Origin of the sequence: Sphingobium sp. SYK-6, assembly GCF_000283515.1 — a bacterium.
Lineage (GTDB): Bacteria > Pseudomonadota > Alphaproteobacteria > Sphingomonadales > Sphingomonadaceae > Sphingobium > Sphingobium lignivorans.
Genome location: NC_015976.1, coordinates 1,519,242 through 1,539,168, shown reverse-complemented (window position 1 = coordinate 1,539,168; position 19,927 = coordinate 1,519,242). Strand labels below are relative to the sequence as shown.

Below are 19,927 nucleotides of genomic sequence, written 5' to 3'. Positions count from 1 at the left end.
CGGGCAGGGACCGATCATGGAAAGGAGACGCCCTGCTGAAACGCCACAGGGCAGGCGAATGTCAACTCCGCGCTCCATTCCTCCGCGATACCAGCTTCCGGGCCGTCCTTCAAAAGGGTGATGGCGCCCCAACCCTGCAGCACATTTGTCGGCCGCCGCGTTCTGCCTCAAGCGCCTTTGTGGCTGTCGCTCGTGATGACCATATCGTCGGCGAGTTCGAGGCCGGCGCGGCCATCGGCAGCGGTGTGGGCGGGGGCTTTGGGGTGGGCCACATATTCGGGCTCCTCGACCTCGAGCATGCCTTCCCACTTCGTCACCACCGATGTCGCGATGGCATTGCCCAGCACATTGGTCGCGGTGCGGCCCATGTCCATGAAGTGATCCACCGCGAGGATGAACGCGATGCCTTCGACCGGCAGGTTGAACTGCCCCAGCGTCGCGGCGACCACCACCAGGCTCGCCCGCGGCACCGCGGCAATGCCCTTGCTCGTCACCATCAGCACCAGCAGGATGGTGATCTGCGTGAGGATCGGGAGATCGATGCCATAGGCCTGCGCGATGAAGATCGTCGCGAAGCTGGCATACATCATCGAGCCGTCGAGATTGAAGCTGTAGCCCAGCGGCAGCACGAAGCTGTAGATGCGGCGCGGCACGCCAAACCGGTCCAGCTGCTCCAGCATCTTGGGATAGGCCGCTTCCGAGGATGCGGTGGAGAAGGCCAGCAGCACCGGCTCGCGCACATAGCGCAGCAGCGTGAGGATGCGCCGCCCCAGGAAGAACGCACCGGCCAGGATCAGCAGTCCCCACAGCAGGAACAGCGCGATGTAGAACTCGCCCACCAGCTCGCCATAGGTCAGCAGCACGCCGGGCCCTTCCCGCGTGATCGAGGCGGCCAGCGCACCGAACACCGCGATCGGCGAGACCCGCATCACATAACCGGTCACCTGCAGCATGAGCTCGACCAGCGATTCCACCAGCGTGACGATCGGCTTGCCCTTCTCCCCGATCGCCGTGAGTGCCACTCCGACGAACAGCGAGAAGACCACGATCTGGAGAATCTGGTTGTCCGCCATGGCCTGCACCATCGACGTGGGGAAGATGTGCAGGATGAAATCGCGCAGGTTGAGCCCGCCGGTCTCGATGCCCATGCCGCCGGCTGCACCGGCCTCCGCCGCCGTGCGCGTGAGGTTGAGCCCCTCCCCCGGCGCCAGCAGGTTCACCATCACAAGGCCCAGGCCGATCGAGATCAGGCTGGCGACCAGGAACCAGCCGATCGCCCGTCCCCCGATCCGCCCAAGTGCCGCGCTGTCGCCCATATGCGCGATCCCCGCCACCAGCGTCGAGAATACCAGCGGCGCGATGATCATCTTGATGAGATGCAGGAACACGTCCGCCGGCAGATGAAGATAGCCGGCCACCCGTCCAGAGAGTTCCGCATTCTCCCCAAGCGCAAAATGCGCCCCCGTCCCGGCCGCCACGCCGAGCACCATGCCCATGATGATATAACGCGTAAGGCGCGGTGCCATGCGACGGTTTCTCCGCAAAAGGTGGATGGACGCTGCACTGCGACCGGAAAGACTGGGCTTCTCGACAGGATCTGGTCTGCAGACTCTTCGTGCCACCAGAACCACAAGGCCGCGCCGGTCCGGCGCGGCCTATAGAGAAGCGCGATTGCCTTCATTCTAGAGCGATTGGACGCCTCGTCCCCCAAAAAAGCTGCGCCGCGCAATAGCCTGAGGCTATGGAGCACGGTCAACGCCGTCACATCAGGCCTGGGCAATTCCCGATCTACGCCAGCGAGAAAACGCCTCTACCGGCGCTGCTCCGTTACGCGGACCGTGCGTTGACGAGGCGATAGAAGATGCCGCTTTCGTCCTGGCCGACCAGCTGCAGCGTGCCGGTGATCACATGGACCTTGCTCTCGTTGACCGGAAAGGGTTCGGCAGCCATCACTTCGATGAACTGATTGGGCAGCGCATGCATGTGGAAGGGGCATCCGGGGGGATAGCCGAGCAGCACCCAGTGCTTCTGCCGCGCCGCGTTGTCGAGCGGCATCATCCAGCCCGCGACCTTGATCGGCTTGCCCGCGAGTGCCTTGATCGCGGGCGGGAAAATCGGCTTGGTATAGATGATGTTGGTCTTGGGATCGGTGCGATCGCTGAGCTTGGTCGTCTCCAGCATGGACCAGGCGATCCCGCCCGCCGGCGTCTTGGCGGGCTGCCAGATATCCTTGACCTTGGGATCGGGGACGCGGCCGGTCTCCTGCATCGCGCCGGAAAGCGGAGCGGCAAGGAGCGTGATGGCCGCAAGGGCTGCGAGGCAGGCGGGGCGCATGGACATAACTCCTAGCTTGTCCGGGCGAGCGTGCGCACCAGATCGGTGCGGAACACGCGCAGGCCCGGGATGAGCGCGGCAACGAGGCCGATGGCGAGAACGGCGAGGACGATGCTGCCCTCCCCCGGCGGAAGCGCGAAGGGATCAAAGCCGAAGTCGCCCAGTTGGGGGAGCATCCGGGTCGCGAGCGCCAGCGCGGCATGGCCCAGCACGAAGCCGGCCATCGCGCCGGCCGCTGCGATGATCAGGCCTTCCGCCAGGATCGTCCCGAAGACTTGCCAGGGACTGGCCCCCATGATCCGCAACAGGGCGAGATCACCTTCCCGCGCGGTGGCAGCGGCCAGCAGGGCCACGAAGATCGACAGGCCGCCGGTCGCGGCGAGCAGCCAGGCGAATGCGCGCGCGCCGTCGATGCCGACGCCCAGCAGGGAAAGCAGGCGAGCGGTCTCGATCGCCGGAACGGCGGCCTGCATGTTGGTCTGGCGGTTGATCATGATCGGAAGGCGCACGGCACCGAAGGCCGACTTGTAGGAGACCAGCAGCGCGGTCACCTCGGGTTTCAGGGCCTCGCGGCCGGTGAGATTGGGTTCATGCTCGTGATGCGCCTCGGCCTCATGGTCATGGTGCTCCCCGGCTTCATCATCATGATGATGATGCGCGATGCCGTGAACGTCCCAGACGCTCTCGACCGATGTCAGGATGAGGCGGTCGATGACGCTGCCGGTCGGCGCCAGAATGCCCACTGTGGTGAAAGGGGAATGCTCATGCTCGCCGGCACCTTCATCAGCCTCCAGCCCGTGCGAGCCGACGAAGCGCTGACCGAGCTTCATGCCCAGCGCCCTGGCGACGCCGGCTCCGATGACGACCTGCTGCGGCGCGGTGAACATCCGCCCTTCCGCCAGCTTGGCCCCGAAATGGTCGACATAGGCGACCTCGGTGCCGACAATGCGATAGCCGCGAAAATTGTCGCCGAGTGCCAGGGGAATGACTTGTCGGACCGAAGGATCGGCGCGCAGCAGATCGACGCTGTCCAGCGGGATGTTTCCCGTCGGCGCGTCGATATGGTAGATGCTGGAAAGGATCAGCTGCAGCGGCGAGCCTTTCGCGCCCACCACCAGATCGATGCCGCGCGCATCCCGCTCGAAGCGCGAGCCGAGCTGTGTCGATACCGAGAGCAGGATGACCAGCGTCGCGACGGCGAAGGCGAGAAGAAGCACGTTGAGCGCCGTCATCAGCGGCCGATCACGCAGATAGGCAAAGGCAAGGCGGATCATGCGGCCTCCGACAGCGCGGGCGCCAGCGTGCGGCTGCGCGGAATGAATGCCTTGAGGCGCGCATCATGGGTCGCGACAAGCAGGGTCGAGCCATTGTGGTCGGCCGTCTCCAGCAGGAGACGCGCAACCCGCTCGGCATTGGTGTCGTCGAGCGCGGAGGTGGGCTCGTCGGCGATCAGGAGGGCCGGCTTGCCGACCAGGGCGCGAGCGATGGCGGCACGCTGTGCCTCGCCCTGACTGAGCGCTCGCGGCTTGGCATCGGCTCGATGTCCGATACCGACCTGATCGAGCAAGGCCGCGATGGCCGCTTCGTCGACACCCCCGCCAGAGAGGCGCTGGGCGAGGCGCAGATTGTCCCGCACGGAAAGCGCCGAGACCAGACGCAGGGACTGGAAAATGATGCCGATCCTGCGCCGACGCAGTCGATCACGCTCGGCCGCGCCGAGCTGATTGATGACTTCGCCTTCGATGGCGATCACGCCCTCGTCCGGCGTCAGCAGGCCGGCGACAGCATTGATGAGTGTCGTCTTGCCCGAGCCGGATGGCCCGAGGAGAAGCATATGTTCGCCCCGCGCGAGGTCGAGCGCGAAGCCGCGCAGGACGGGACGATCGGCAAAGCCATGCGACAGGCCGCTGATGGAAAGGATCATGGCATAACCACGCAAACAGTCATTCTAGTTGGCCGACGGCTCCTTCCGAACCGGGCTGGCGTCGTCCCGGGGTTGGGTCGAAATGGCCACATAAGTCGCGCCGGAGGGAGGCAGTGGCTCAGGGCGGCTCTCATTCTCCGTGGACGCGGGTGCCCCGGATGCCGCAGCCGGCGTGGTTTGCCGCATATAATCGTGAAACGGCGAGAAACGGCCAAAACCCATAGCCTCCAGTTCGCAAGCCGAAGCGCCAGGCGGAACAATGAACAGGCACAGAGCCAGACCGGCATGAAAGGTCCGCATGACGAGTCTCCATTTTTTGATATGCTGTATCATATCATCAATCAACCCAATGGGAAGGTCTCTTTTTCCGGCGGCCGCAGCGAGCCCCGGGCGATCGCGCAAGGGCCGGGCAGCGCGCGCATTCACAATGCTGACATCCCCACTTGGGGGCAGCGCGTCGCTCTGCTAATGGGCCGCGCATGCTCAATCTCAACGATATCACGGTTCGCCTCGGCGGGCGGACCATCCTGGATGCTGCCACGGCCAAGCTGCCCCCGCGCGGACGCGTCGGGCTGGTCGGCCGCAATGGCGCGGGCAAGACGACCCTGGTGCGGGTCATCGCTGGCATGCTGGAGCCGGACATCGGCTCGGTCGAGATGCCGCGCGGCGCCCGGCTGGGCTATATCGCGCAGGAAGCGCCCGGCGGCGAGGAAACGCCGCTGGAAACCGTGCTCAATGCCGATACCGAGCGCGCCGCCCTGCTCACCGAGAGCGAAGCGACCGAAGACCCCGACCGCTTGGGCGAAATCTACGATCGGCTGATGGCGATCGATGCCTACACTGCCCCGTCCCGCGCGGCGCAGATCCTGAACGGACTGGGCTTCGACGAGGAGGCGCAGCAGCGCCCGCTTTCCAGCTTTTCCGGCGGCTGGCGGATGCGCGTGGCCCTCGCCAGCCTGCTGTTCTCACAGCCCGACCTGCTGCTGCTCGACGAGCCGTCGAACCACCTCGATCTGGAAGCGGTGATGTGGCTGGAGGATTTCCTGCGCGCCTATCCCGCGACGATCCTGCTGGTCAGCCATGAGCGCGATTTCCTGAACAATGTCGTCGACCATATCCTGCATCTGGGCAGCGGCAAGCTGACGCTTTATCCCGGCGGCTACGATGCCTTCGAGCGGCAGCGGGCCGAACGACAGGCGCAGCTCGCCTCGGCGCAGGCGAAGCAGCAGGCGGAGCGGGAGAAGCTGCGCGATTATGTCGCGCGCAATTCGGCGCGCGCTTCCACGGCCAAGCAGGCGCAGTCGCGCGCCAAGGCCCTTGCCCGGATGCAGCCGATCGCGGAACTGGTCGATGATCCGACGCTGACCTTCGACTTCCCCGATCCCGATGAGCTGCGCCCCCCGCTGATCACGCTCGACATGGCGGCGGTCGGCTATGACGAGACGCCGATCCTGCGGCGGCTCAATCTGCGGCTTGACCCGGATGATCGCGTCGCGCTGCTGGGGCGCAACGGCAACGGCAAGACGACTCTCGCGCGCCTGCTTGCCGCGCAGCTTGCGCCAATGGAAGGCGCAATGAACAGCAGCGGCAAGATGCGCGTGGGCTATTTCACCCAGTATCAGGTCGAGGAGCTGGACCGCGACGAAACGCCGCTTCAGCACATGACCGCGCTGATGAAGGGCGCCAGCCAGTCGGCGGTACGTGCGCAGTTGGGCCGTTTCGGCTTCCCGGCCCAGAAGGCGACGACTCTCGTCGGCAAGCTCTCCGGCGGCGAACGCGCGCGGCTGGCGCTGGCGCTCATCACGCGCGATGCGCCCCATCTGCTGATCCTCGACGAGCCGACCAACCATCTGGATGTCGATGCGCGCGAGGCCCTGATCCAGGCGCTCAACGCTTATTCCGGCGCGGTGATCGTCGTCAGCCACGACCGCCATATGCTCGAGATGACGGCCGATCGTCTTGTGCTGGTCGATAGCGGGACGGCGAAGGAGTTCGATGGATCGCTGGACGATTATATCGCCTTCGTCCTGAGCAAGCCGGGCACGGATTCCAAGGCGTCCGGCGCCGACCGGAAGGAAGCCAAGCGCCTCGCGGCCGATGCCCGGGAGAAGCAGCAGACATTGCGCAAGGCCGCCGACAAGTCGGAAGCCGCCCTCGCTCGCCTGCTGGCCGAACGCGGCAGGATCGACGAAGCCCTGGCCGATCCGCGGAAGGCCGATACGGCGTTCTCCAGCCTGTCCCCCGCCGAACTGATGAAGGAGCGCGGCCGGCTTTCCACGATGATCGAGACAGCCGAGATCGCATGGATGGAAGCGAGCGAAGCCCTGGAGGCGATCAGCGCCTGATCGCCCGGGGACCAGTGCGAAATCGCATGGGGCCCCTCACCCATTCGCTGGCTTCCGGCCTACCGATTGATAGTGATGGCGATGCCGGCGTCCGCCTTCATATCGCGCGCCATTGGCCCGGTTGCAGGCCATCGAGCGTCCACTCGCCGATGCGCCATCGCACCAGCCGCAGCGTTGGATGCCCCACCGCCGCCGTCATGCGCCGGACCTGCCGGTTGCGGCCTTCGCGGATCGTCAGGCGCAGCCAGCAATCCGGCACGCTTTTGCGGAAGCGAACCGGCGGATCGCGCGGCCATAGCCCGGGATCGTCGATACGCTCCACTTCGGCGGGCAGGGTCGGCCCGTCCTTCAGGCGCACGCCGCGCCGCAATGCCTCCAGCGCGGCGCTGTCCGCGTCGCCCTCCACCTGTACCAGATAGGTTTTCGGCGTCTTGAACCGGGGGTCCGCGATCCGCGCCTGCAGCCGGCCGTCATCGGTCAGCAGCAGCAGGCCCTCGCTGTCGAGATCCAGCCGCCCGGCGGGATAGATGCCCGGGATATCGATGAAATCGGCCAGCGTCCGGCGCGGCGGGCCTGTGCTCTCGTCCGTGAACTGGCACAAAACGCCATAAGGCTTGTTGAAGAGGATGAGGGCCATCGCCGCTCACGCCTCGCCGTCGAATGTCAGGCTGCCCTGATCGACCAGCGCGGCGACCAGCGTCAGGACCGGCTGCGATGCAGCAAGCGCAGGAGCGACCTTGATCACGGGCGCTTTGCACATATGCTCGGCGAGTGCGGCAACCTCGCCCGCGCATTCGAAGCATTGGCCATCCACGAACAGCAGGGTCTCCCCGGTCTGCCGGATGAAGGAGAAACGGCTGGCGGGATTGCGGTACAGCGCCGCCGCTTCGGCCAGCAGTCCGCGCAGTTCAGCTGGCTCGATCGGCTGCTCCGGTCGCCAGTCCGCCTCGGCATATTTGGGCAGGCTGGTATACTGCCCGAACCAGCGGGCAAACGCATCGCGATCGGACAAGGCCTCGATCGTCATGGCATGCAGGCGATCGAGCGCCGAGGCTGTGATTTCACCCGGATTGGCCTGAAGATCGAGATCGGGGTCGGCATAACGGTCTTCATCGGGGAGCAGATCCGCCTGATGCCCGCTCCAGCCGTCGATCAGCTCGGCCCGCGACGGCGCCCGGAAACCGATCGAATAGGTCATGCAGTCCTTGCCGAGCGCGACACCGTCATGAGCGAAGAGCGGCGGCACATAGAGGATATCGCCGGGTTCCAATATCCATTCCTCGGTGGCGTCGAAATCCGCGAGCAGGCGCAGGTCCTCATGCGGCAACAAGGGTGTCGCCGAGCTGCATCGCGGCCCGACGCGCCAGCGCCGCCGACCCAGACCCTGGATCAGGAAAACGTCATACTGGTCGAAATGCGGGCCGACGCCGCCGCCGTCAGTGGCATAGCTCACCATGACATCGTCGATCCGCCAGTTCGGCACGAACCGAAACGGCTCGACCAGCGCGGCGACCTCATCGACATAATGATCCACCGCCTGCACCAGCAGGGTCCAGGGATCATCGGTCAGCTCGCCGAAGCGTGCTTCCGGCAAGGGCCCCTGCTCCACCGACAGCCCTGCCCCATCCCGGACGATCAGGCGCGCTTCGACACCCTCCTCACAGGCAAGGCCCGCCAGGTCATCGGGATCGAGAGGATTGCGCCAGTTCACCCACGGATTGCGGATCAGCACCGGGCGCTTCTGCCAGTGCTCGGCCAGAAACCGGCCAATATCGAACCCAGCAAGCTGCATGGCCACCCTGTAGGACTGAAGGAAACTCTATGCTGATCGCGGGCAGACGTGACCCTGACCCGACAAGCCAGCCTCCAGTGGACGTCCTGCGTGACAGGGTCAATGCCTGCGCCGGCAGACCCTGAACAAGCATTTTCGTACTCCGCTTGCACGCGCGCACGTGCAGCGCCGCAACCCGGAGCGCAGACAGCGCATCAGGAGCCACTTTCGACTTTTCGGTTGATGCGCGCAAAACCCTGCCCCTCCCGCATATAACCAGTCATCCCTTCACGTGAACGGACTGTCCGCGGGAACGCTTCGCCCATCTTCCGATTTTGCCGATGAAACCCAGATCGACTGTGCCGGTCTGAACGAAAGCATTGAGGATACCGATCTTGGCTTCAGAGATGCCCGAGGCCCATCAGTGGCGACCTGAACAGCTCCACCGGGCCATTCAGGCCGCCGGCGTCGCCCTGTGGGCGTGGAATGTCGATACCGACGCGTTCACCATGGATGACACGGGCTTCTCGCTGTGGGACCTGCCCAGGAAGGACAAGGTCACGTTCGAGCAGCTGTCCGCCCGGATCCACCCCGCGGACCGGGATCGCGTCCGGTCGGCGTTCCGGGCAACACGCGAGATTCTCGGACCCTATGAGACGGATTTCCGCATCCTCGTCGAGAAGGAGGTGCGCTGGATCGCGGCCAGGGGGCAGGGAGAGGATGTCGGGATCGTCGGCCGCACGATGTATGGCATCTTCCTCGACGTCACCGGGCGTAAACAGGCGCAGGAAGGCAACGAGCTGCTGGCCGGGGAGATGAGCCACCGGGTCAAGAATCTCCTCGCGATTGCATCGGGTCTCACGACGATATCGTTGCGCTCGACCAGGACCCGCGAGGAGATGGCGCATGAGTTGATCGAGCGTCTGTCGGCGCTGGGGCGGGCCCATGATCTGGTCCGGCCTCTGCCCAAGGGCCAGGGCAATGCGGCGCTGCTGGGCGACCTGCTGTCGGTCCTGCTGGCGCCTTACGAGAACAAGGGGGCTTACCGGGGCCGCATCCGGGTTGCGGTCGAGCGCATGGGCGTAGGGGAATCGGCTGCGACGGCGCTGGCCCTCGTCGTGCACGAACTGGCAACCAACTCCATGAAATATGGGGCGCTTTCCATGCCGACGGGCACGCTCGACGTGTCCAGCATCACCGAAGAGGAGGACATCGTCCTGACCTGGCTCGAACATGGCGGCCCGGAGGTGCAGAAGCCCTCCGGGACCAACGGTTTCGGCAGCAAGCTGGTGCAACGCAGCGTCACGGGCCAGCTTGGCGGCGCCATCGATTACGAATGGGCGGAAAGCGGCCTGATCGTGACGCTGCGAATGAAACGGGACCGCCTCGCCTCCTGACCGGACGCCCCTCGCCTGCGTCGCATCGGGCTCGTCGCCCGCCCGACAGGCGCCGTTACTCGCCTCTCGCCCAGGCGATCGCATCGGCTCCGGCCGGAAGCACCATGGGGCAGTCCGCATCGGTCGCGGCGCGGAAGACCGCCTCGGCGACGTCGCGCGCCGTCGTGACTTCCCCTGCTCCGGCCGCCTGCAGAGCCGCCATCGTCTCGTCGGCGAAGTCCTGGTAAGCCGGGGGGAACCAGCCTCCCTTCATGATTTCCGCCTGCAGCCCGTCGGCAAAGCTGGTCGAGGGCGCCATGCCCGGGACGACGACCCTTGCGCGAATGCCGAATTGCGCCAGTTCGAGCGCCGCTGATTCCGTCAGCGATGTGACGGCGGCCTTGCTTGCCCGGTAGACGGAGAGCAGCGGCAGGGGCTTGTAGGTCGAGCTGGAGCTTACATTCACGATCACGCCCGATCGGCGCTCGCGCATGCCCGGCAGCACGGCCTGCATCGTGGCGATCGTGCCGAACAGATTGGTCTCGAAGATCCGGTGCACCACCTCCATCGTCGTCCCTTCGATGGCGTTCAGCCAGCCGATGCCGGCATTGTTCACGAGCACGTCGATCGCGCCGGCCTGCGCGAAGGCGGCGGCGATGCTCTCCGGATTGGTGACGTCGAGCGGGAGGACGCGCAGATGCTCCGACACCGGCAGGCTGCTGGCGGCAGGGTCGCGCATCGTCGCGATGACATTCCAGCCCTGTTCGAGGAAATAGAGGGCGGTCTCGCGGCCGAAGCCGGTGGAGCAGCCGGTGATGAGGATGGTCTTCATGATGTCTGTCCTTGTGATGGGGGGTCTGCGTCGCTAAGATATGAATGATCCTTCAGTTTTGGAATTCGCATATGAACCGCCCCTCACCCGACCTCTTGAAACCCCGGAAAACGCCGCGGCAGACGCGCTCGGCGGTGACGATCGAGGCGATCCACACCGCGACCATTCAGGTTTTGCTGTCGGATGGGGTCGGGCGGCTCACGACCACGCGCGTGGCGGAACGGGCCGGTGTCTCGGTCGGGACGATGTATCAATATTATCCGCACAAGCAGGCGCTGCTTTTCGCGATCGTCGAGCGGCAGCTCGATCTGATCGTGACGGCCATGCTGGAGGCCGCCGCGCGTCTGAAAGGACGCGATCTGCAAAGCGTCGCGGAAGGCCTTGCCGCCGCGTGGCTCGAAGCAAAGATGGCCGACCTGGTCTCCTCGCGCGCCATTTACGGGATCGCGACCGAGTTCAATCTCGAGGAATTGATGAACCGGGCGAAGCACCTCATGGTCGGGGCGATCAGCCCGTTGCTCAGGTCTGTTCCCGACGCGCGCTTCGCCGATCCGGATTCAGCGGCGTTCATGCTCGCGGCGCTGCTGGGCGGCACGGTTCGCGTTGTGATGGAGGCGGGCACCGCGGAAGAGGATCTGGAGCGGCTGCGCCAGGAACTGCCGCGCGCCTGCCTCGGCTATCTGCAGCTGGTCGCTTGCAAAAACCCCGCCCGTGGCCTTGCCTCTGGCGCGTGAGCAGCCGGCAAGGCCCATGCGCGTCATCGCAACGGTCCGGCCATCATTTGTTACCCAACGGCATCCCTGCGGAAACGCCCAGTGGGTATCAGGGTGAAGGCCGACCTTCTCGCCCTCCCCCGCGAGACCGGCCCCACCGGCTGGCAGCCGTCCTCCATGTCCCTCGAGGCGACGGCTGCTAGTCGGACCAGCGCCCCACCCCTTGCCATCATCACCCAGCATCGCGCCGAAACCCGCCGCGACGTCTGCTGCGCGGTGCACCGGAGGATTTAGCCTTTATTTTGTTGGCCTTTATGTGCGGCTCCGGTCAAAGGAAGGGCGCGTATGTTTTTGATCCTGCTCGCCTCCCTGATCGGGGCAGCCCTGCTGCCGCTTGCCGCCCGCCTGATCGGCCGGGGCGCCGGTCTGGTCATTTCCCTGCTGCCCTTCGGTCTCCTCGCGGCCTTCCTCTCGCTGGCGCCGATCGTGGAGCGCGGCTGGGTGCGCGGCGAGGGAAGAAACTGGGCCCCCTGGCTTGGCGCGGACATCACCCTGCGACTGGATGGCTTCTCCTTCCTGTTCTGCCTGCTCATCACCGGCATCGGCGGCCTCGTCACCATCTATGCGGGCGGCTATCTCACCAACAAGTCGCGGACGGACCGGGCGCGCTTCTTCTCCTACATCCTGCTTTTCATGACGGCGATGCTGGGGACGGTTCTCGCTGAAAACCTGCTGGTCCTGGTGCTGTTCTGGGAAGCGACGAGCATCTTCTCCTTCCTGCTGATCGGCTTCGATGGTCGCAGTGCCCGTGCGCGGCGCGCTGCCCTGATGTCGTTGCAGGTGACGGCGCTGGGCGGCCTTGCCCTGCTTGCTGCCGTCATCATGATCGGCCATGCGCTCGGCAGCTATTCGATGGCGGAAGCGATCGACCGGCGGCGGGACCTCATGGCCAGCGGCTGGGGGGACGCGGTCGTGGTCTGCATCCTCATAGCCGCCTTCACCAAGTCCGCGCAGTTCCCGTTCCACTTCTGGCTGCCCAATGCGATGCAAGCGCCCACGCCGGCCTCCGCTTTCCTGCATTCAGCGACCATGGTGAAGCTCGGCATCTACCTGCTTGCCCGTTTCGAGCCGGTGATCGGCGTGACCGGCTGGGGCCGCAGCCTGCTCGTGACGGTCGCCTGCATCACCATGCTGCTTGCCGCCATACAGGCGTTGCGCGCGGAGAACTTCAAGTCCGCCCTTGCTTATTCGACCATCGCCTCGCTCGGCATCCTCGTCATGCTGGTGGGGCTGGATGGCCCGGCGGCCTCGGTCGCCATGATCGGTTTCCTGCTCGCCCACGCTCTCTACAAGGCGGCGCTGTTCTTCTGCGCAGGGTCGGTGCTGCACGCGACCGGCCTGTACAGCCTCCGCGCCATGGGAGGGCTTGCCCGCTTCCTGCCCCTCACCGCGCTCGCCTGCCTGGGGGCCAGCCTGTCGATGGCGGGCATCCCGCCATTCATGGGCTTCATCTCCAAGGAATTCCTGTTCCAGGCGCAGCTGGAGAGCAGCTGGGAGCTGGCGCCTCTCGCCATCGCCGTCATGGTCAACGCGGTGATGGTGGGCGTTGCCGGCGTCGTCACCATGCGGCCCTTCTTCCTGAATCGCGGCAAGATCACGGAAATCCGCCATGGGGAGACCTTCTCGCTGGTCGCGCCCCCTCTGGTGCTCGCGCTGGCCGGCCTCACCATCAGCCTGGACCCCGAATGGATCACCCGGATCGCCCTGCGCCCGGCGGTCGCGGCGGTCTATGGCCGCGCGGTCGAGGTCGATATCGCCGTCTGGCACGGGGTCACGCCCATGCTTCTGCTGAGCGCGGTGGTGATTGCCACGGGGGCGCTGATCGTGCGCTTCTGGGGGCCGATCCACTTGCGCCTGCGCCGTGCAAGGCGGATCGATGCCATGGCGATCGAGCCGATCTGGGAGGAATCCCTCAGAGGCCTGACGGTTGCCTCCAGCGCTTTGACCGAGCGCCTTCAGCATGGCGATCTGCGCCGCTATCTGGCCATGGTGATCGGCGGCGTCGCCCTGCTGGTCGGCTGGTCGGTGATTGCGGCCGGCGCCCTGCCGCGCTTGCCGGCTGCCGAACCGGTCCGCATCGGCGAGGCGATCGTGGTGCTGGTGGGGCTGGCCAGTGCGTTCATGGCTGCCCGCGCGCGCACGCTGCTGGCGGCGATGATCGCCACCGGTCTCTCGGGCTTCGCCATCGCCATCAGCTTCATGGCTCATGGTGCGCCGGATCTGGCGCTCACCCAGTTCACGGTCGAGGCGCTGCTGGTGGTGTTGCTGACCGCATTGCTGCTTGCCGTGCCGCTCGCCGCCCCTGCCACGCGCGCGCCGGCCATGCGAGGGCGCGATGCACTGATCGCCACCGCTCTGGCAGGGCTTTTGTGCCTCGGCATCCTCGACATGGCCGCCGGCGAGCATGTGTCGGCGGCAAGCAGCTTCTTCGGGCGCATGAGCTATGTCGCCGCGCGCGGGCATAATGTCGTCAACGTGATCCTCGTGGATTTCCGTGGCTTCGACACGCTGGGCGAAACGATGGTGATCGCGGTGGCCGCCGTGCTTGCCGGCTCCCTGCTTGCCGCGCGCAGCGGCGATGCGCCGGTCTCCGGTCCGCCGCCGGTGCATTTCTCGCTGGCCGTCACCGGACGCTGGATCGCGGGACTTCTCCTTGTCGCGTCCCTCGTCATCCTCTGGCGCGGGCATGATCAGCCGGGCGGCGGTTTCGTCGGCGGGCTGGTCGCGGCGCTGAGCTTCGCGCTGATTGCCCTCGCTTATGGCGTGGACAAGGCGGAGCGAACCCTGCGGCTCTCTCCGCTCACGCTGGTCAGCATCGGCATGGCCTGCACGCTGCTGAGCGGCCTTCCCGGCATGGCGTCGGGCCAGCCCTTCCTGACCCATTTGTGGTGGGAGCCGGAAGGCTGGCTCCCCAAGCTCGGCACCACGATGATCTTCGATCTGGGCGTCTATCTCGTCGTCCTTGGCGCCATGCTGAGTTTCCATTTCGGCCTCCAGCGGGAGGCGACGCGGTGACAATGCTCTATGCCCTTGCCGGCGCCGGGATCCTGGCCTGCGCGCTCTACATGGTGCTGTCCCGCAATCTCGTGCGGATGCTGCTCGGCCTGTCGCTCCTTGCCACGGGCGTCAATCTGCTGCTGTTCCTGACCGGCCGCCTGGCGAGCCGCCAGCCCCCGATCATCCGGGACGGTGAGAAGGTGCTGGGCGACGCTGCCGATCCGATCGCCCAGGCGATGATCCTGACCGCCATCGTGATCGGCTTCGCGCTCACCGTTATGTTCGCCGTGCTGGTGCTGCGGGCCTGGCGGTCCGTTCGCTCGGTCGACGCGCGCGACGTGGATGCGGCCGAGCGCCTCGGCACGACCCGCGAGCGGGAGGCTGTCGATGACTGACGGCTGGCTGCTCGTCGCGCCCATCCTGCTGCCGCTGCTGGGCGCCGTGGCCGCGCTCATCCTTCGCCGGCATGTGGCCGTGCTGGCGGCGGGCAATGTGGCTGTCTCGGCGGCCCTGCTGGCACTGTCCATCCTGCTGTTCGTCCGGGCGAGCGAAAGCCGGAGCGTGCCGGCGATCGTGTTCGGCAACTGGCCGGCGGGCATGGGGATCAGCTTCACGGCCGCGCTGCCCGGTGTCGCGCTGGTCGTCGTGACCGCGCTCGTCGCGCTCGCCGCTGCCCTCTATGCGCTTGTCGATGTCGGCCCCCGCCGCCGCCGGGCCGGTTACGACGCACTCACGCTGGCGCTGATCGGTGCCGTGAACGGCGCGTTCCTCACCCACGACCTGTTCAACCTCTATGTATGGTTCGAACTCGCGCTGATCGCCGCGCTGGGCCTCCTCACCATCGATCGGAAGCCGGCCCAGATCGATGGCGCCATCCGCTACGCCAGCTTCGCGATGCTCGCGGCGACCTTCATCCTGCTGGGCGTCGGGATCATCTACGGCATCACGGGCACGCTCGATATCGGTGCGGCAAGCGCGGCGCTCGCCCATCGCCCGCCCAGTTTCGCCTCGGCGGTGGCTGCGGCCCTGCTGCTGGGGGGCTTTGCGCTCAAGGCAGGGCTCTTCCCCTTTCACCTCTGGCTTCCGGCATCCTATCATACCGGGCCGACGGCTGCCGTCGCGGTGTTTGCCGGATTGCTCACCAAGATGGGTTTCTATGCCCTGCTGATCGTTCTGGCGGGTATATTCGGCATCGGCACGGGCGGCGTCGGTGCCGCGCAACTGGTCCCGCTCCTGGGCTGGATCGCCGCGGCGACGATGATCGTCTGCGTCGCCGGGGCGCTGGCGCAAACCGACATGCGGCGCATCCTCTCTTATCATGTCGTCGCGCAGGTCGGCTACATGATGGCCGGGCTGGCGCTGGCGACGGCCGACGGCATTGCCGCTGCCGTTTTCTACATGATCCACTCGATCATCGTGCAGGCGAACCTGTTCCTGGGAGCCGGGCTGATCCGGCGCACGAGCGGCAGCTGGGATCTCACGCGGGCCGGCGGCATGGTGCGCACCAATCCGCTGTTCGCGGCCGTGCTGGCCGTACCGCTCCTCTCGCTCGCGGGCATCCCGCCGCTCTCCGGCTTCTGGGCCAAGTTCATCGTGATCCGCGAGAGCCTGGACGCGGGCATGGCGTGGCTGGGCGGCATCGCGCTCATTGCCGGGTTCATGACGATCGTCTCGGTATCCGTCTTCTGGTCGGACGCGTGCTGGAAGGAACCGCATGGGCGCTCCGTGCGGCGTGTTCCGCTCGCGGGCCTTGTCGCGATGTCCATCCTCTCGGCCGCGACCCTCGCCATCGGATTGATGCCGCAATGGCTCTGGATCGTTGCCCGGCTCTCCGCGCAGGCGATCGGCGCGCTTTCGGGAGGCGCCTCATGACGCTCCTGCGCCGTGCCCGTGCCGTGCTGCTGCTGGCGCTCATTTTCCTGTGGGATCTGCTGGTCGCTTCGCTCGGCGTCGCGCGCATCGTCCTTTCCCCCGCCATCCGCACCGCCCCCGCGATCGTCGTCGTGCCCGTGGCGCTCGAACGGCCGTGGGCCGTGGCGCTGTTCGCCTATTTCACGTCGCTCACGCCCGGCTCCACCTGCCTTCACGTCTCCGGGGACTGCAAGCGCCTCTATGTCCATGTGCTCGACACGGCCGATGCCGAGGCCACCGTTGCGCGCTTCAAGCATCTCTATGAGCGCTGGATCAGGGAACTCGAGCGATGATCGATTTGCCTGCCCTCGCGGATTATCTTGCCATCGTGCTCGCCCTCGCGCTGCTCTTCGCGGGCTGGCGCATGGTGCGCGGCCCCAGCTTCGTCGATCGTTTCGTCGCGCTCGACATGCTGACGGCAATCGCGGTGGGCTTCGCCGCGATCGGGACGATCGGCACGGGCCGGGGCGCCTTTCTCGATCTCGCGCTCGGCATCTCTCTCATCAACTTCGTGGCGACTGCGGCCTTCGCGGTGTTCCTCGAACGCAAGAGGAGGAAGGATTGATCCTGCTTGCCATGCTGCTCCTCTCGCTCGGGGCGCTCTTCCTGCTGGTGGCCGCGATCGGCGTGTTCAGGCTTCCCGACCCGCTCCAGCGCATGCACAGCGCCACCAAGGCCGGCACGCTCGGCGCCACACTGATGCTGCTGGGGGTCATGCTGTCCGGCACGCTCGACGGGATGATGACCGGCGCGCTCGTCATTCTCTTCCTGCTGCTGACCTTGCCGATCGGCGCGCAATTGCTCGGACGAGCCGCCTATGTCTCCGGCACGAAGCTCGAAGGGCTGGAACAGGATCCGCTGGAAGGCAAACTGGAGCGGGCGGAAGACCAGCCGGAGGAAACGGCATAGCGGCGAGGAGGAGTTCGCAGACTTGGCGCGAGAAAAGCGCGCTTTTCAGCCATTTCCTGCGTCATCCCGACTCGATCCGGGATCCCGCTTCTCCAGTTTCTCCAAACCGCCTGAGATCCCACATCCGCCTTGCTAAACAATCGTATATTGCATACGAATTTCCGCCAGACGCAGGACAGGGGCGATGATGAGAATGAACCGGTTGGCATTGATGGCCATGGCGCCCCTTCTGGCCTTCGCGAGCATCACGCCCGCCGGCGCGCAGGTGAGCGCGGAGGATATCCAGCGCTCGGTTCATCTCCAGGAGTCCTGGCTCTACCTGACTCGCGACGTCGCCGAGCCGGCCCAATGGCTGCCAGGCGGCCAGGGCTTCACCTATCGCAAGACGGTGGAGGGCGGCTTCGCTTTCGTCACTTTTGACAGCGCCACGAACACGAAGCGCGCGGCCTTCGACCAGACGGCGATCGCCGCTTCGCTCAGCAGGGCGATGAACCAGACATTCGAGCCGCTGCGCCTGCCCTTCGAGCGGATCAGCTACACGACGGACGGCAAGGCGTTCGAATTCCGCTACGCCGAGGACGGCTGGCGCTGCACCATCGCGGACTCGGTCTGCGCGCAGGCACCGCGCACCAGCCAGCCGCGCGGCTTCGGCGTCGTCCGCGACCTGACGGTCCCGGCGATCAACACGCCGCGCCGCTCCCCGGACGGCAAGTGGGAAGCCTATGTCGAGAATTTCAACATCGCGATCCGTCCCGTCGGCGGCCAATGGAAGCGGATCAGCTTCGATGGGTCGGAAGCCAATTTCTACGATCCGGAGTCCATCGTCTGGTCGCCTGATTCAAAGAAGCTCGCCGCCTATCGCGTGATTCCGGGCTATCGCCGCGAGGTGACGCGCGTCATCACCTCGCCGAGCGATCAGGTCCAGCCGAAAGTGATCGTACAGCTTTATCCCAAGCCGGGTGACCCCGTGGACATCGACCGGCCGGTGCTCTTTCACGCGGAGACCGGGAAGCAGATCGCCATTCCCGAGGCGCTGTTCGCCAATCCCTATCGCATGGGCAAGTTCAAGTGGCGCAAGGACAGCGCCAGCTTCAGCTTCACCTTCGATCAGCGCGGCCATCAGGTGGGCCGCCTGATCGAAGTCGATGCGCGGGACGGCACGCCGCGCACGGCGGTGGAGGAGCGCGCCCGAACCTTCATCAACACCGGCTCGGGTCGCGAGTTCTACCACGAAGTCGGCGAGCTCGGCGCCGAGGTGATCTGGATGTCGGAGCGCGATGGCTGGAACCACCTGTACCTGATCGACGGCCGCACCGGGAAAGTGAAGAACCAGATCACCCGGGGCGACTGGGTCGTGCGCGAAGTGGTGAAGGTGGACGATGCCAAACGGCAGATCTGGTTCGCCGCCGGCGGCATGCGGCCCGGAGAGGACCCCTATCTCCAGCATTATTACCGCATCGATTTCGACGGGCGGAACCTGACCCCGATCACCACGGTCGATGCTTATCACGACGTCGCATTTTCGCCGGACATGTCGATGTATGTCGACACTTATTCCCGCATCGACCTGCCGCCGGTTTCCGAGCTGCGCCGCACCAGTGACGGATCGATGATCGCCACGGTCGAGACGGCCGACATCAGCCGCCTCGTCGCGGCGGGTTTCAAGTCCCCCGAAGCGTTCGTCGCCAAGGGCCGCGACGGCAAGACGGACATCTACGGCGTCATCGTGCGCCCGCGCGATTTCGATCCCAACAAGACATATCCCGTCGTCGAGAACATCTATGCCGGCCCGCATTCCAGCTTCGTGCCCAAGAAATGGTGGCCGTTCGGCTACCAGTCCAGCGGCGACAAGACGATCGGCATGCAGTCGCTCGCCGATCTCGGCTTCATCGTCGTGATGATGGACGGCATGGGCACGCTCAACCGCTCCAAGGCCTTCCATGATGTCGCCTGGAAGAACATCGGCGACACCGGTCTTGCCGACCGCATCCTGTGGCACAAGGCCGCAGCCGCTAAATACAGCTGGTACGACATCGACCGCGTCGGCATCTATGGCGGCTCGGCGGGCGGGCAGAACACGTTGATGGCGATGCTTTTCCACCCCGAATTCTACAAGGTAGGCATCGCCTATAATGGCTGCCACGACAATCGCATGGACAAGATCAGCTGGAACGAGGCCTGGATGGGCTGGCCGCTCGACGAGAGCTACGCTGCCTCCTCCGGCGTGGACAATGCCTGGCGCCTTCAGGGCAAGCTGATGCTGGTGGTCGGCGAGCTCGACATGAACGTCGACCCCGCATCGACTTATCAGGTGGCCGACGCGCTCATCCGCGCAGGCAAGGATTTCGACATGCTCACCGTGCCCGGCGGCGAGCATGGCGTGCTGCGCTCGGTCGGCCCCGTCGATTACGGCCTGCGCCGCCATTATGATTATTTCCTCCGCCACCTCGCCGGCGTCGGCACGCCGGACTGGAACAGGATGCCGGCATCGGCCCCGGGCGGAACCGTGCCGGTCGCCCACTGAGCGCCCGTCCGGAAACCCGCCCTGGCGCATAGGCGGCGCCGGGCGGCCGAGCCCGGCGGAAGACCGCAACTGAGCGAGCCTATCTCGTCCCGAACGACGTCATCCCGGACTCGATCCGGGATCCGGCTGCCTGAAGATCGCCGGGTCCGGCCGGCTGGAACCGAAAGTCCCTCTGCGGATAGCGATGGGATGCGCCTGCTCCATGCGGTCCCGCCCCATCTCACCACCACC

17 protein-coding genes are annotated in these 19,927 nt (G+C 65.9%); 10 read left to right on the top strand and 7 right to left on the bottom strand.

Going from position 1 to position 19,927, the window contains the following annotated elements; genetic code table 11:
* Window positions 1–167: 167 nt before the first annotated feature.
* The 4 genes from SLG_RS06965 to SLG_RS06950 all read right to left on the bottom strand — a co-directional run bounded on the left by SLG_RS06965 (window position 168) and on the right by SLG_RS06950 (window position 4,258).
* Window positions 168–1,526 carry a dicarboxylate/amino acid:cation symporter gene (locus tag SLG_RS06965; RefSeq protein ID WP_014075741.1) on the bottom strand — a complete coding sequence of 453 codons (1,359 nt, stop codon included), beginning with the start codon at window positions 1,524–1,526 and terminating at the stop codon, window positions 168–170.
* A gap of 301 nt (window positions 1,527–1,827) precedes the next feature.
* Window positions 1,828–2,340 (bottom strand): DUF3299 domain-containing protein, encoded by a 513-nt coding sequence (locus SLG_RS06960; RefSeq protein WP_014075740.1) that lies wholly within the window; start codon window positions 2,338–2,340, stop codon window positions 1,828–1,830.
* A 5-nt stretch (window positions 2,341–2,345) separates the two neighbouring features.
* Window positions 2,346–3,608, bottom strand: coding sequence for an ABC transporter permease (locus SLG_RS06955; protein WP_014075739.1), 1,263 nt, complete (start codon window positions 3,606–3,608; stop codon window positions 2,346–2,348).
* Window positions 3,605–4,258: an ABC transporter ATP-binding protein gene (locus tag SLG_RS06950; RefSeq protein ID WP_014075738.1), complete on the bottom strand. Its 654-nt coding sequence runs from the start codon at window positions 4,256–4,258 to the stop codon at window positions 3,605–3,607. The genes SLG_RS06955 and SLG_RS06950 overlap by 4 nt, the downstream gene beginning before the upstream one ends.
* Window positions 4,259–4,737: 479 nt before the next feature.
* On the opposite strand from SLG_RS06950, the gene SLG_RS06945 reads away from it, so the two are divergent.
* Window positions 4,738–6,603: an ABC-F family ATP-binding cassette domain-containing protein gene (locus SLG_RS06945; protein ID WP_014075737.1), complete on the top strand. Its 1,866-nt coding sequence runs from the start codon at window positions 4,738–4,740 to the stop codon at window positions 6,601–6,603.
* A gap of 97 nt (window positions 6,604–6,700) precedes the next feature.
* Here SLG_RS06945 and SLG_RS06940 read toward each other — a convergent pair whose 3' ends face one another.
* Both SLG_RS06940 and SLG_RS06935 read right to left on the bottom strand, forming a co-directional pair.
* On the bottom strand, window positions 6,701–7,240 hold the full coding sequence (locus SLG_RS06940) for an rRNA large subunit pseudouridine synthase E (RefSeq protein WP_014075736.1): 540 nt from the start codon (window positions 7,238–7,240) through the stop codon (window positions 6,701–6,703).
* A gap of 6 nt (window positions 7,241–7,246) precedes the next feature.
* Complete coding sequence (locus tag SLG_RS06935) at window positions 7,247–8,395, bottom strand: cupin domain-containing protein (RefSeq protein ID WP_014075735.1); 1,149 nt, start codon at window positions 8,393–8,395, stop codon at window positions 7,247–7,249.
* Between the two features lie 374 nt (window positions 8,396–8,769).
* Here SLG_RS06935 and SLG_RS06930 point away from each other — a divergent pair, with 374 nt between their 5' ends.
* The gene (locus SLG_RS06930; RefSeq protein ID WP_014075734.1) at window positions 8,770–9,771 is read left to right on the top strand and encodes a sensor histidine kinase; all 1,002 of its coding nucleotides are present in this window, start codon (window positions 8,770–8,772) and stop codon (window positions 9,769–9,771) included.
* Between the two features lie 55 nt (window positions 9,772–9,826).
* On the opposite strand, the gene SLG_RS06925 is transcribed toward SLG_RS06930, so the two are convergent.
* Window positions 9,827–10,582 carry an SDR family oxidoreductase gene (locus SLG_RS06925; RefSeq protein WP_014075733.1) on the bottom strand — a complete coding sequence of 252 codons (756 nt, stop codon included), beginning with the start codon at window positions 10,580–10,582 and terminating at the stop codon, window positions 9,827–9,829.
* A 95-nt stretch (window positions 10,583–10,677) separates the two neighbouring features.
* On the opposite strand from SLG_RS06925, the gene SLG_RS06920 reads away from it, so the two are divergent.
* The 8 genes from SLG_RS06920 (at window position 10,678) to SLG_RS06880 (ending at window position 19,696) form a co-directional block, all read left to right on the top strand.
* The gene (locus SLG_RS06920) at window positions 10,678–11,316 is read left to right on the top strand and encodes a TetR/AcrR family transcriptional regulator (RefSeq protein ID WP_158512692.1); all 639 of its coding nucleotides are present in this window, start codon (window positions 10,678–10,680) and stop codon (window positions 11,314–11,316) included.
* A 324-nt stretch (window positions 11,317–11,640) separates the two neighbouring features.
* Window positions 11,641–14,370, top strand: coding sequence for a hydrogen gas-evolving membrane-bound hydrogenase subunit E (mbhE, locus tag SLG_RS06910; protein WP_014075731.1), 2,730 nt, complete (start codon window positions 11,641–11,643; stop codon window positions 14,368–14,370).
* A 2-nt stretch (window positions 14,371–14,372) separates the two neighbouring features.
* Window positions 14,373–14,747, top strand: coding sequence for a sodium:proton antiporter (locus tag SLG_RS06905; RefSeq protein WP_014075730.1), 375 nt, complete (start codon window positions 14,373–14,375; stop codon window positions 14,745–14,747).
* Window positions 14,740–16,224, top strand: a complete 1,485-nt coding sequence (locus tag SLG_RS06900; protein ID WP_014075729.1) for a proton-conducting transporter transmembrane domain-containing protein — start codon at window positions 14,740–14,742, stop codon at window positions 16,222–16,224. The genes SLG_RS06905 and SLG_RS06900 overlap by 8 nt, the downstream gene beginning before the upstream one ends.
* Entirely contained in the window at window positions 16,221–16,556 is a 336-nt protein-coding gene (locus SLG_RS06895) for a Na+/H+ antiporter subunit E (RefSeq protein WP_014075728.1), read from the top strand. Before SLG_RS06900 ends, SLG_RS06895 begins: the two co-directional genes overlap by 4 nt.
* A complete protein-coding gene (locus SLG_RS06890) occupies window positions 16,553–16,828 on the top strand; it encodes a monovalent cation/H+ antiporter complex subunit F (RefSeq protein ID WP_014075727.1) in 276 nt (91 codons plus the stop codon). The genes SLG_RS06895 and SLG_RS06890 overlap by 4 nt, the downstream gene beginning before the upstream one ends.
* Complete coding sequence (mnhG, locus tag SLG_RS06885) at window positions 16,825–17,172, top strand: monovalent cation/H(+) antiporter subunit G (RefSeq protein ID WP_014075726.1); 348 nt, start codon at window positions 16,825–16,827, stop codon at window positions 17,170–17,172. The genes SLG_RS06890 and mnhG overlap by 4 nt, the downstream gene beginning before the upstream one ends.
* A 184-nt stretch (window positions 17,173–17,356) precedes the next feature.
* Complete coding sequence (locus tag SLG_RS06880; RefSeq protein ID WP_014075725.1) at window positions 17,357–19,696, top strand: S9 family peptidase; 2,340 nt, start codon at window positions 17,357–17,359, stop codon at window positions 19,694–19,696.
* Window positions 19,697–19,927: the final 231 nt, after the last annotated feature.

What these genes read in the sequence shown, in the direction of transcription:
- SLG_RS06880 (WP_014075725.1), top strand. Translation starts at nt 17,357, where the DNA reads ATGATGAGAATGAACCGGTTGGCATTGATGGCCATGGCGCCCCTTCTG.
- SLG_RS06895 (WP_014075728.1), top strand. Translation starts at nt 16,221, where the DNA reads ATGACGCTCCTGCGCCGTGCCCGTGCCGTGCTGCTGCTGGCGCTCATT.
- SLG_RS06950 (WP_014075738.1), bottom strand. Translation starts at nt 4,258, where the DNA reads ATGATCCTTTCCATCAGCGGCCTGTCGCATGGCTTTGCCGATCGTCCC.
- SLG_RS06955 (WP_014075739.1), bottom strand. Translation starts at nt 3,608, where the DNA reads ATGATCCGCCTTGCCTTTGCCTATCTGCGTGATCGGCCGCTGATGACG.
- SLG_RS06935 (WP_014075735.1), bottom strand. Translation starts at nt 8,395, where the DNA reads ATGCAGCTTGCTGGGTTCGATATTGGCCGGTTTCTGGCCGAGCACTGG.
- SLG_RS06900 (WP_014075729.1), top strand. Translation starts at nt 14,740, where the DNA reads ATGACTGACGGCTGGCTGCTCGTCGCGCCCATCCTGCTGCCGCTGCTG.
- SLG_RS06945 (WP_014075737.1), top strand. Translation starts at nt 4,738, where the DNA reads ATGCTCAATCTCAACGATATCACGGTTCGCCTCGGCGGGCGGACCATC.
- SLG_RS06965 (WP_014075741.1), bottom strand. Translation starts at nt 1,526, where the DNA reads ATGGCACCGCGCCTTACGCGTTATATCATCATGGGCATGGTGCTCGGC.
- mbhE (WP_014075731.1), top strand. Translation starts at nt 11,641, where the DNA reads ATGTTTTTGATCCTGCTCGCCTCCCTGATCGGGGCAGCCCTGCTGCCG.
- SLG_RS06905 (WP_014075730.1), top strand. Translation starts at nt 14,373, where the DNA reads ATGCTCTATGCCCTTGCCGGCGCCGGGATCCTGGCCTGCGCGCTCTAC.
- SLG_RS06890 (WP_014075727.1), top strand. Translation starts at nt 16,553, where the DNA reads ATGATCGATTTGCCTGCCCTCGCGGATTATCTTGCCATCGTGCTCGCC.
- SLG_RS06940 (WP_014075736.1), bottom strand. Translation starts at nt 7,240, where the DNA reads ATGGCCCTCATCCTCTTCAACAAGCCTTATGGCGTTTTGTGCCAGTTC.
- SLG_RS06925 (WP_014075733.1), bottom strand. Translation starts at nt 10,582, where the DNA reads ATGAAGACCATCCTCATCACCGGCTGCTCCACCGGCTTCGGCCGCGAG.
- SLG_RS06960 (WP_014075740.1), bottom strand. Translation starts at nt 2,340, where the DNA reads ATGTCCATGCGCCCCGCCTGCCTCGCAGCCCTTGCGGCCATCACGCTC.